Source organism: Rhizorhapis sp. SPR117 (genome assembly GCF_021742065.1).
In genome coordinates, this window is sequence record NZ_JAKKIE010000082.1 from 1 (window position 1) to 11,922 (window position 11,922).

The following is an 11,922-nucleotide window of genomic DNA, read 5'->3' on the forward strand; positions in this document are numbered from 1 at the left end:
TTACTGCCTACCGTGGGCGTCCATCGCCGACCTTACTGCAAAGTTGCGAGCGGCGCAGACTGTCCAGATAAGGCGACGAGCTCTTCGAACGCATAGGCCTTGTCGCCGAAGCGCTTGCCGAAGGTGCGGGCCAGCCGGTCGGAGTGGCCCGACCAATGGACGGTCTCGTGACATCTCGTCGACGCGTACAGATCCATGCTGCGGAACGCGGTGCGGCTTGGCATCTGGATATGGTCGAAGGTCGGCGTGAAATAGGCCTGGTTGCCGCCATGGCGGACGTCGGCGGGTATCGCGTCGAAGAAGGCGTCGATCGCCGCTTGCCGCGTGGAGGGTTTCACCGGCGTCTCCGGCTCTTCGGGCGCGTAGAAATAGGCCGGGAGCGCATCGATCTGGTCGGCATTGAAGACGACGTAGTGGCGAAGGAAGCGGATGTTCTTCTCGACCTCCTTGCCGGTTTCGGGATGCTCCTCGGTCTTCTTGAACGAGGAATAATAGACCGAGATCGCGCCGGTCTCGCCGCGCCGGACATTGGCGCCGAGCGCCTCGGCCTGGCGATAGGTCATCCAGAAGCGCGAGCGGTAGCCCATCGCATCGCCGAGCGCCCAGAGATAGAGCGTGTTGATGCCGGTGTAAGGCGTCCCGCAGTGCCGGAGCGGGCGTCCGCCGGCGCCGCTGCACCGCCAGGGTCTCGACCAGGGCGGAACGCCTTCCTCGAGCTTGCGGATGATGAAATCCGTGATTTCCGCGGCGACGTCGCGGCTGGACCGACGTGAAGCTGACATGGTGGGAACTCCGCTGCGGGGGAAAGGGAAACCGCCGACGCGTGTTTGCGCGCCGGCGGTCAGCACTCCAGGAGGTGAGAGGCGTCAGGCCGCGAGCGCGTCCTGATCGTCCAGCTGAGGTTCGCCATCGGCGTCGTTCACCGCGACCGTCTCCTGATCGCCGTCCTGGTCTTCGGGCTCGTCGTCGACATCGAGATCGTCGGCGGGCGCAGAATCGAGGAACTTCATCGCGTTCGGGACCCAGGCGAGCGCCGCGTCGCGAACCTCCGGCTCGACGATCGCCTCCCCGGCGAAGAGCTTGGCGCACGATTCCGAGATTTCGGACTTCTTCATCGTTGCGTGACGCGCCGTGAGCGCCGCACCGCCGACATCGGCGAGCAAGGTCAGGATCGAACCCTTGCTGACCCGGTCGAAGAAGTTCTCCGAGGTCGGCCGCCACCAGCTTGCGACATCGATTTCCATGATGGTCGCAAGCCGGTTGTGCAGCGGGGACTGCTCGGCGCGGGAATTCGGCGCTTCGAGCGACATCGCGACGATATAGGCGAGCCAGGCGGCCTTGGCGTCGTCGTCGAGACCGCGGAAGGCCTCGAACCGGTCGACCTGCGACTGGTACTCGGTCCAGCCGGCATCGAGCCCGTCATGGGCTTCGGCGAGATAGCTACGGGCGCGGGTCGCAGGCTGCTCGCCGGTGACCGGGTCCTGGGGCGAGCGAGCGCGAATGGTCGAGCCATAGGCGCTTTCGGCGGTCATGCGATCGTCGATCATGACGAAGAGCGCATAGTCGAGCGCGAGCGCCGGGTGGCTGAGGAGCGTCGCTGCCAGGACGTCGCGCCGCTGCATCGCGAGTTCGTCGTAGAGCCGGGCGCTGAGCGGCTTGCCGCCCGGTGCCACCGCTTCCGGTCGGGAAGCCGGGGTTGCGGATTCCCTGCCGGCACCGCTCGGCCGGCTGCGCGAGCCTTTGTCCGCGGTGTCGCCCGTCTCGTCCTCGGTGCCGCCGATCCGGATCGGCTCCTCGCTGTAATATTCGGCGTCGAGCACCATTTCGCCCTTGGGCGTCAGCTTGAGGAAGGCGCCGACCAGCGGCCGCAGTTCGTCCGGCAGGACCGGCGCGACGTTGCGGATCGCATGCTCCTCGGCGCTGAGCGCGTCATATTCCTGGTCCAGCGCCTTATAGGCGTCCTCGCCGATGGCTTCATCGTCCATCGCCACGGAAATCGCCTGCTGACGTTCCGCGATCGCCTCGAGCCGGGCTTGCTGTTCCTCGGTCAGGTCCGCGGCGGGCAGGATGACGCGATAGAGGCCGGCGGCGGCGCTGTGGGTATAGTTGGACGCGATCGGACGGATCCAGCCGAGGCCGAGTTCCTCACCGACGCGCTTGGCTTCCGCCTCCATGATGTCCGCGGCGAGCCGCTGCGCGATCTCGGGATTGACCCACTTGTCGCCGCTGTCGCTGAAGAGGTCGCGATCGACTTTGCCGCCGGCGTCCGCGTAGCGGTCCTCGCCGACCAGGATGGCGACGGGATCCGTCGAGTTCATGGTTTCGTTGGCGATGACACGGCGGATGGTGTCGGCGTTGGAATAGCTGGTGCCGTAGCTGTTCCAGACGAGCAGCTGCTTCTCCTGGTTTTCGGTCGACGCATAGGCCTTGGCGACGTCGAGCGTGATCGTGCCTTCGCTCAGCGCCTCGAAAATCGGTTCGGCGAGCGTCGCAAGGCGCAGGCGGCCCTCGACGAAGCGGCGGGTGAGGCCGAAGCGCTTGGCGACGCCGTCGATGTCGCCCGTCAGCCCGATGAAATACTGGAACGCCCGGCATTCCTCGGCCGGCGTCATCTTGAGCTGGTGGAAGTTGGCGGCCGTCGACGTCTCGGACAGGGTCGCCTCGTCGCCGACCAGGACCTTCACGGGAACGTCATAGGTCTCGGGGTCTATCACGCCGCGCTCGGCGAGCAGGCGCAGGCCGCGCAGGCGGCGACCGCCGTCGAACACCTCGAAGGTGCCGCGCGGTTTCCGGACGGGCGTGACGAGCAGGTTCTGCAGGACGCCGCGCGCTTCGAGGTCGGCCGCCATCTGCGGGATTTCGAGCAGTTCGTCGGGTCGCTTGCGGACGTTGATGGGCGAAAGCGTGAGCTTGGCGAGCTTAACGGATGCGGTCATGGGAAGGAGCTCCATCTGGCGTCCGGATCATCCCGGACACCAGCTCCGTCCCCCCTTCCCTTTCCCCGATTGGCTTGCGGCGAACTTGCGGGCGGCTGAGCCGCCGAGCGATCGCCTTTCGGGCAGGCTCGATTTTTACTGTCGGTGAACCGGGGAGCGATTAGGCTTGAACCAAGGGGGTGCGTGTGAATCCGCTTGATCTGATCTCGGCAGCGCCATGGAAGCGCGCTGCCTTCACGACCTATGCGCTTTCGCTGTCGTTCTTCGAGGCGGTGCTTCTCGACGCGCTGCTTCGCGGGGGTGGTCGCAATGCCCTCATCCTGGCCGATCCGGAAGGCGTGCGCGCCGGCCTGAGCGAGGAAGGCGCGCGCAGGGTCGGCCGCGACTATGAGATCGAAGCGGTGGCCTGTGCAAATCACGGGGTGTTCCACGCAAAAGTGGGCGCGCTGTTCAGCGACGACGATGCCCATCTGCTTGTCGGATCGGGCAACCTGACTTTCGCTGGCTGGGGCGGCAATCTCGAGCTGGTCGAGCATCTGCATCCAAGCTTCGCGGCGGACGCCTTCGACGATGCGGCGGCGTTTTTCGAACAGCTCGCCGCGTCGGCTCAGATCATCACGACGGCAGGGCCCGCCTGCGAGACGATCGCCGGTTCCCTGCGACGATCGGCCCAGGGAGAGCCTCGGGCGGGCAATATCCATCTGCTGCACAGCCTCGATGCGCCGATCGCGGAACAGTTGGCGCTCTATGCCGACGATCTTGGCGGCGTGACCCGCCTCACGGCGGTCTCGCCCTATTACGATCTACGCGCCGACGGGCTGGGTGCGCTCGCGACGCTGCTGGGAATCGAAAAAGCGCATCTCCATGCCCATCCCGCAGGAACGGTCCGCGGTCTGGGTTCGAATGCCTGGCCCTTCGAGGGCGGACCCAAGTGGCAGCCGGTCGATGTCGCTGATGCGTTCGGCCATGATGACAGACGGCTCCATGCCAAGTCGATCGAACTGATTTGCCGCAAAGGACGCCTCCTTCTCAGCGGCAGCGCCAACGTGACGCATGCCGGTCTGTTCGGGCGAAACGTCGAGGCCGGGGTGCTCCGGGTCCAGCGGGGCAGCAAGAGCTACTGGGTCACGGCCGCGGGAACGGCCCCTGCCCGCCTCCCGGCGGACGCGCTGGACGAGAACGAGACGAGCGACTCCGCGGTCGGAATCCTGAGCGCCTCGCTGGAAGGAGAACGGATAGCGGGCCGCGCGCTGACACCAAGGCTTGGCGGGAACGCAAGCGCCGTGCTGCGAACCCCCAGGGTATCCCATGCGCTGGGTCCGGTAGTGGTCTCTGGCGACGGCGATTTCCAGCTCGACGCGCCGGGCATCGAATTCGAAAGCTGGGAAAACGGTCGTCTGATCCTCGGACTTGAGCAAGGCGGCAGGCGCTGGGAAGGCTTCGTGTCGATTGCGGCGGCGCTCGAGCTGATCCGGCGCACAGGTTCGATCGCAACCCGGCTCATGGCGATGCTCGCCGGCACCGAAACACCGACCGACGTCGCCGCCATCCTGGCGTGGTTTCGCGAGGATCCGAGTCGCATGCCAGCGTCCCTCGGTATCGGCGGTGGCGGTAGTGGCGGCCGGCCAGACGGGACCGAAGGCATGGTGACGCTCGCCGACCTCAATGCGGCTGCCCTCGGCGCCAATTTGCTGTCCGGCGCGGCCGGAGAGGGAACATCGTCCGCGTGGCGGCACACCATGGCCCTGATCCGTGCCGTGTTCAGACAGTCGCGCGGTCCCTGGGGGGCCGGCGGCGAAACCGACGATGACGACGACGACGATGAAAAGGACCGCGAGAAACGAGCGAGGTCTGAAGAAGCGGCGAACTATCGGTCGCTCCAGATCTTCGACGAACTGCTGACGACCATGCTGGCGTCTGAGACCGCGGGTCGTAACGCGCTCATGGCGCTGTCGCTGTCGCATTTCCTGGCCGACCGGATCAGACCGGCACCGGCCAAGGTGCAACTCTGGCTCGACAAGGTGTTACCGCAGATCGCCGCGCTTGACGGCCCCGAAAGCGACCTCGCTGCCGCTTCCATCCTCCTTCATCATGCCGCCGACCGGCGGGACGACAATGCCATTCGGGCGCGACGCTATTTCCTGCGTCGCGGCATCGATCCGGCCACCGTTGCCGTCTCTCCAGATGTGATCCCGGCTTTCATGGCGTTGCTCGGCCAAGGCATCGACCTCGACGGTTTTCTCGGCGAAGTGCTGACGGCAAGGACCATGGGCGAGCAGATCGACGCCTATCTTGCCGCCGGCGATGGGCATGGTCCCGATGTCGGATTTGATAGCCTTCGCTCTTCGCCGCACTGGCCCAGTCTTGACCGGGCGCTGCGCGATCCCGCCTCGTTCGCCAAGCTGATGATACTGGAGACCTTCCGAGCGTCGTGCCCGCGTTGCCATATGCGGCTGCCCCTTGCGGCCGGGGAAGATCTGCGGCTGCGGGGATTGGCGAGCTGCTGCGGCCGAATCCTGCTCAATCGGGATTGCTGAACGTGATGGATCTGAATGATCTCCTCGATGTCGCCCGCACCGCCGGCGAGCCCCGGCCGGTCGACAGAAGCAAGGTCGGCATGGGCGGCGTGGATCCGCTCGGTCTGCGCCAGATCAATTTCGGCCTGATGGACCGGGTGCTCCCTGACCTTAACAACGTGGCAAGCCACATCCGGCCCTATACGCTGATGGCCTGGGCCTGGCGGCGCGTCCGCCATATCCTGGAGCGCGGAAGGCGACAGAGCGCACAGCCCGAGGAAATGCGCGATTTCGTCGACCGCATCGAAGCGATCTACGCCTGGTCGCAGTTCCTGATCGATCCGAAAGCCGACATACCTGGAGCACAGGCCATGCGCCCGATGCTGGATGCCTTGCGCTATCGCTTTGGCGGCGAGGAATGGGAAGCCCGGCGGAACATGCGACGCTATTCCACCGGCTTCATATCGCCGCTGAACTACGGCCCAAGCCTGCGCACGATGGGCTGGTTGATCCCGGTCGAGGGCGCCGCTGGCATATTCCAGCCCGATCCTGCCCTCGAGCCGGTGCTCGCCGCTTTCGAAAAGCGCTTCGAGGGTGAGCTGGACCACGAGGCGTTCAATCGCTTCGGAAGCGTCAGCGTGAAGCGGGCGGACGCCGAGCGCTGGGGTAAACTCTGGACGATGGACAAGCCTCGCGCGGCCGAAGCGAAGGCCATGTTCGTCAGGCTCGGCGGCGAACGCGCGGCGCCCGCCCGCCAGAAAGGCGTCGCTCTGATTCAGGCTGCCTTTGCGGATCTCGCGGACGAGGAGGCGACCTACGAGGATATCAGAATGCGCATGGCCGATCGGGCCGACGCATGGAGCAGTGCGAACGACCGCCCGATCGCGGCGGACGAATGGAGAGCGGTCCAGATCCGGCAGCTGTTCCGGCTCGCGCTCGAAGGCCTGTTCTATTGGACGATCGGCGCGCTTCTGCCTGGTCCTCGTTCCACAGGGCAGCTCGCACAGGCCTTCATCGATGCCCTCGACGAAGCGTCATTGGCGGAGAGCGCTGGAGACTGGATTCTCGCGTCGACGGATACCGCGAATCCTGTCGAGCATCTTCGCTCCCTGCAGAAAGTCCTGCGCGACCAGGAACAGCTTCCGGCGGCCATTGTCGCGGCCCTTGCTCTCTGCCTCCGGGAAGCGCCGAACCAGGGTCATCCCTTCGAGAACCCCGATCGATTGCCCCTCAGCCGGGCCAAGAGGGAGGCGGAAAGCTGGCGTGAGCTCTCCCCGGCCGGTTTCGTCGGGCGCGTGCTCGAGATCTGGATCATGGCGCAGCATGCCTATTGGTCGGTGGGACGGGGCCTGGCCGACGCTCGCAATCGGGGCAAGACGATCCTCCGTTTGCGGATTGTCATGGACGAGGGCGGATGGACGCTAACGCCGGGCACGACGCGCCAGGGCAATCCTCCAGAGCCGACCCCGGACCGGCTCGAAACGGCGACGAATCTGCTCGTCGAATGCGGGCGCCTCTAGCGACACGCGAGTGTCGCATCCGTGCAAGGAAATGCAGGCGCGTTACGATACGATCTTGCTGCGACCCGAGGGGCCTTCGAGTCGAAAGTTTCGGCGGCCTCCCACTCATAAAGCCTGCCTGGTCCTGCCGGGCAGGCTCTTTTTTCGCCTGCCGATCATTGTTCGTCCAAGTCCACATGCCGGAGCGGCGCGTGATCGAGGAATGTCTTCACCGCGTCTGCTTGAAAGCATTTGGCGGTCTCGCCATCTGATCGGCGATCGAAACCCAGGAGATTGTGGAAAGAAGCCATGACGACGACGTTGGATGCTGCGCCTGAAACCCGTTCCTTCGAAACGGACGTTGCCAAGCTGCTGCACCTCATGGTGCACTCGGTCTATTCGGACAAAGATGTGTTCCTGCGCGAACTCATCTCGAACGCCGCCGATGCCTGCGAGAAGCTTCGCTATGAAATGCTGAGCCATCCCGAATTGGGCTCGGGCGAACTCCCGCGGATCACAGTGACACTCGACCCCGACCAGCGGCGGCTCATCGTCGAGGACAATGGCATCGGCATGAACGAGGCCGAGATGATCGAGGCGCTCGGCACGATTGCGCGATCGGGGACCAAAGCCTTCATGGAACGCGTCGCTTCGGCGAAAGACGCTGAAGGCGCGCAGCTGATTGGGCAGTTCGGCGTCGGTTTCTATTCGGCGTTCATGGTCGCCGACAAAGTCGACGTGTTCTCGCGAAGGGCCGGTGGGGATACCGCGGCGCATTGGTCGTCGGACGGTCTTGGGACCTACAGCGTCGAGATTGCCGAGCTTGCGGATGCCCCCACGCATGGCACCCGGGTCGTGCTGGAGCTCAAGGAAGACGCGGCCCAATATGCGCAGCGCTTCAACTCCGAAGGGATCATCAAGGCGCAGTCGGGCCACGTCCCCGTGCCGATCTTCCTGCTGGAGAAGCCCGATGCTGAGCCGGTCCAGATAGGCGACGGCGCCGCCCTTTGGACGAAGCCAAAGTCCGAAATTAGCGAAGAGGATTACACCGACTTCTACCGCAGCGTGGCCGGGCAGTTCGACAAGCCTGCGCTTACGCTGCACTATCGGGCCGAGGGTCTGCACGAATATTCCGTCCTCGCCTTCATTCCGGAGATGAAGCCTTTCGACCTGTTCGACCCGGAACGTCACGGGCGGATGAAGCTCTATGTCAAACGGGTCTTCATCACCGACGAAGCCGAAATCCTGCCTCGTTACCTCCGGTTCGTGCGCGGTCTCGTCGACTCCAGCGACATTCCCCTGAACGTGTCGCGGGAGATGATCCAGGAGAGCCCCGTGCTGGCCGCGATCCAGAAGGGCGTGGCGAACCGGCTGCTGTCGGAGCTCGAGAAGCTCTCGACGAATGACGCCGATGCTTACCAGCAATTCTGGATGAATTTCGGGGCGGTGCTGAAGGAGGGGCTGTACGAGGACTATGGCCGGCGCGAAACGCTGCTGGGTCTGGCGCGCTTCAAGACGACGACCTCCGGCACCGAGTGGCGTTCGCTGAAGGACTATGTCGCGGCGATCAAGGAAAACCAGACGGCGATCTACTATGCGACCGGACCCGATCTCGATCGTCTGGCGTCCTCGCCTCAGCTCGAGGGCTTCCGGGCTCGCGGGATAGAGGTGCTGCTGCTGACGGATCAGGTGGACAGTTTCTGGGTGACCGCGGGACTGGACTTCGAAGGGAAGCCCTTCAAGTCCGTGACGCAGGGCTCGGCCGATCTCGGGCTCATACCTTTGACCGAAGGCGATGCGCCGGCCGCCTCCACGTCCGATGAGGTTTCCGGCTTCATCGAGTTCGTGAAGGAGGTGCTCAAGGACGAGGTGTCGGACGTGCGGGCCTCCGAGCGACTCACCGAAAGCGCGGCATGCCTGGTTGCGCCCGAACACGGAATGGACAGACAGCTCGAGAAGCTGCTGGCAGCCTCTGGGCGTGGCGGGACGGCGGCACGGCCCGTGTTGGAGATCAACCCTCGTCACGATCTTGTGCAGAAGCTTGCCGGCCTTGCTGCAGATGCGGACCTGCGCGAGGACTCGGCTCGGCTGCTTCTCGACGAGGCGCGGATTGCCGATGGTGAGCTTCCGGCCGATCCGCGCGGTTTCGCCGCCCGATTGGGAAGGATCTGGACGAAGGCGCTCGCATAGCGCCTGCCCGGAGGTCTGGGTGCGGTCCCCGGGGCGGCGCTCAGACCGTGCTAACGCCGGGATCAAACGCTGCCTCGTAGAGGGCGCGTCTCACCGGCTCGTCGAGATAGCCGTCCTGTTCGACCCGGAGCGCGGAGGGAAAGACGTCGCCGCCGGCGAGCCACGCCGATTCCGCATCCGGATGCGAAACCGCATCGGCAAGCGCGGTCGCAAGATCGAACCTGTCGGTGCAATAACCGGCGTTGAGGAGCGCTCCCTGAAGCGCGATTTCATAGGCTGCGCGCAGGGCGACCGATGCGAGCGCAGAGGGGATGACGGCTTCGTCCGGAAGGCTGCAGGCGAGCCGGCACTGGTCCGCGTCGAGCGACATGGTGGTGCGGCAGACGATCGGACGGCTGGGATGCGCCGTGCAGAGACCATCGGCGAGGACCGCGCAGGGCGCCAGACTCTCCAGGAGCGGTTTATCCCAGCCCTCACGGCGCCGCCTGGCCAATGCCGGAATGCCATCCGTCACGCCGGTGGGCAGATTTCGCGCGAGGAAGAGGATTTCCGGCGCTGTCGCCGAGACGCGGGTGTGGCAACACCAGGCACAGCGCGGACCGCATGCCGCTTCGGTCCAAACCTGCTCGGGCGTTCGCCGCTCGATCGCGTCATAGAGATAGCCGAAGAGCGGATCGAGGGTGCGGGCGGAGCGGGCCTCGTCGATGAATCCCCTTAGTGCGCGCATCTCCCGAACGATCTCGCTATCGGGGCGAATGTAAGGCTGTACCTCGCCGCGAGACGAGGAATCCACGTCCGTCACGGCATGATCTTCCTGTTACACTATCGTTATTTGCCCGCAACGAGCCTGATAGGTTATTTTCGGGCAATCCGCCACATCGCGCCGTCCATTTCTTGTGATTTTACACGAGTTTACAACTGCGAGCCCCCCGCTCCATCGCTAGGCGAGAAGCTGACCGAGGACGGCTTCCGCGGTCGCCATCGGCACGAACATGCGCGTGCGATACTGGATCACCTCGGTGAAGCAGCCGATCGACTTGAGCCAGGGCAAGCGGTCGTGCGGGCAACCCACGAGTTCGATCCGCTGGGAGCCGTTGACGACCGAGCGCTTGATGGTGAGCGGGAACGGATGTGAGACGTCGACGCTGCGCCCGGACGTGACCGCCTTGGCGACGGCGTCCGCCGGCAGCGCCTCGGAACGATCGATGCCGAGCTTGGTGAACAGCTGAGGCACGTGATCGTCGAACACGAGACGGCCGAGCCAGGAGTGCCCTTCGCCATCGACGATGCGGTTCACCGCCATATGATCGCTCGGCAGCGCCGACCAGATCGGCAGAAGCAGGCCCGTCGCGAGCCGGATCGTCTCGCTGTCGACGGTCTGCCGGGCGGCCTCCACCTCGTCCGACCAGGTTGCCGTGAAGGCGTCGCGCGTCACCTCCTCCCAGGAGGATTCGTAGAGATCGTCCTCGCGCATATATTCGTTGCGCGTGGGCCGCATCATCTCGACGCGGGGGATCGGCGTGCCCTCCTTTTCCTCCATGAGCGAACGCGCCCGTGTCCTGAGCGCAACCTTGCCCGACTTGCGGTTGATCATGAAGCCGGCACTGGCATCGCCGTCGGCGATCCGCAGGATGCGCTCGAGCGAGACCGGGTTGCGGCGTCGCGCGATCTCGATGGTGAGCAGATGCGAGGTTGCGCCCGTGCGGGGATCGGTCCGCAGCACCACGTCGTCGATCAGCGTGGCCTTGTCGACGAGGATCGTCTCGACGCCGACATCGAGGCGGCCGGCTTCGCGCGCGGCCGAGACGCGGGTTTCGATCAGCGACAGGAATTCGTCGAAGATATTGTTCTGCAGCGCGATCGGCAGGGCGAGGATGCGATTCAGCCAGCGCTGGATGGGCGGCATCTCGTCCTTGAGGACGCCATCCTTGTCGCAGAGCTCCAGGCCGGTGCGATGCTGGAAATCGTCAAGCGTGGTGCTCGAGAGCTTGCCGGCCGCGAGCAGGTCGAACCAGGAGAGGAGCGCGGCGCAGGCATATTCGCTTTCGAGATTGTCGGCCGGGTCGAAGAGCCCCTGCCCGCCCGTCTGCCGCTGGCCGCGCGTCAGCGCCCCGAGGCTGTCGAGGCGCCGCGCGATCGTGCTGGTGAAGCGCAGCTCGCCCTTGCAGTCGGTGGTCACCGGCCGGAACAGCGGCGTTGTCGCCTGATGGGTTCGGTGGGTTCGGCCGAGCCCCTGGATCGCGCGATCGGCGCGCCAACCGGGTTCGAGGAGCAGGTGGACGCGCTGTTCCTGGTTCATGACGTCGAGCGAGGCATGATAGCTGCGGCCCGTACCGCCGGCGTCGGAGAAGACCAGCATCCGCTTTTTGCCGGCCATGAAGGCCGCGGCCTCCGCCTGGCTGGTCCGCGCCGAGCGGCTTTCGAGCTTCTGGCGCCCGTCGCTTGCGGTGATGAGCCGCTTGGTGCGACCGGTGACCTCGGCGACATTGTCATGGCCGAAATGCTCGAGCAGCGCATCGAGCGCCGACATGATCGGGGGCATGGCGCAGAGCGTCTCGATCAGCGCGTCGCGTGCGGCCTGGGCCTCGGGATTGTAGACCGGGTGCCCGTCGTCATTCACCATCGGAAGTGAGCGCGGCGTGCCGGTATCATCCTTGAAGACGCGCATCTGCCGGGTCGGGAAGGCACGCTCGAGGTAATCGATGATGTATTCTTTGCAGTCGCAGTTTATGTCGAGCGTGGTGGCGGGAGGCGCAGGTTTCCTTCGGTTTTCCATGATTT

General features: G+C 65.2%; 5 protein-coding genes and 2 pseudogenes. 3 read left to right on the forward strand and 4 right to left on the reverse strand.

Annotated features, from left to right (window positions below; genetic code table 11):
* Nucleotides 1–38: 38 nt before the first annotated feature.
* Nucleotides 39–782: pseudogene (locus tag L3X40_RS19280) on the reverse strand (ArdC family protein); the annotation flags it as partial.
* 84 nt (nt 783–866) lie between these two features.
* Entirely contained in the window at nt 867–2,936 is a 2,070-nt protein-coding gene (locus L3X40_RS19285; protein ID WP_237367039.1) for a ParB/RepB/Spo0J family partition protein, read from the reverse strand.
* A gap of 185 nt (nt 2,937–3,121) precedes the next feature.
* On the opposite strand from L3X40_RS19285, the gene L3X40_RS19290 reads away from it, so the two are divergent.
* The 3 genes from L3X40_RS19290 (at nt 3,122) to htpG (ending at nt 9,141) form a co-directional block, all read left to right on the forward strand.
* Nucleotides 3,122–5,473 carry a hypothetical protein gene (locus tag L3X40_RS19290; protein WP_237367040.1) on the forward strand — a complete coding sequence of 784 codons (2,352 nt, stop codon included), beginning with the start codon at nt 3,122–3,124 and terminating at the stop codon, nt 5,471–5,473.
* 5 nt (nt 5,474–5,478) lie between these two features.
* Entirely contained in the window at nt 5,479–6,972 is a 1,494-nt protein-coding gene (locus L3X40_RS19295) for a septum formation inhibitor-activating ATPase (RefSeq protein ID WP_237367041.1), read from the forward strand.
* A 288-nt stretch (nt 6,973–7,260) separates the two neighbouring features.
* Entirely contained in the window at nt 7,261–9,141 is a 1,881-nt protein-coding gene (gene htpG / locus L3X40_RS19300) for a molecular chaperone HtpG (protein WP_066766766.1), read from the forward strand.
* Between the two features lie 40 nt (nt 9,142–9,181).
* Here htpG and L3X40_RS19305 read toward each other — a convergent pair whose 3' ends face one another.
* Nucleotides 9,182–9,943 carry a YkgJ family cysteine cluster protein gene (locus L3X40_RS19305; RefSeq protein WP_066766771.1) on the reverse strand — a complete coding sequence of 254 codons (762 nt, stop codon included), beginning with the start codon at nt 9,941–9,943 and terminating at the stop codon, nt 9,182–9,184.
* 138 nt (nt 9,944–10,081) lie between these two features.
* A pseudogene (locus tag L3X40_RS19310) lies at nt 10,082–11,857 on the reverse strand (strawberry notch C-terminal domain-containing protein); the annotation flags it as partial.
* Nucleotides 11,858–11,922 lie beyond the last annotated feature (65 nt).

What these genes read in the sequence shown, in the direction of transcription:
- L3X40_RS19285 (WP_237367039.1), bottom strand. Translation starts at nt 2,936, where the DNA reads ATGACCGCATCCGTTAAGCTCGCCAAGCTCACGCTTTCGCCCATCAAC.
- L3X40_RS19295 (WP_237367041.1), top strand. Translation starts at nt 5,479, where the DNA reads ATGGATCTGAATGATCTCCTCGATGTCGCCCGCACCGCCGGCGAGCCC.
- htpG (WP_066766766.1), top strand. Translation starts at nt 7,261, where the DNA reads ATGACGACGACGTTGGATGCTGCGCCTGAAACCCGTTCCTTCGAAACG.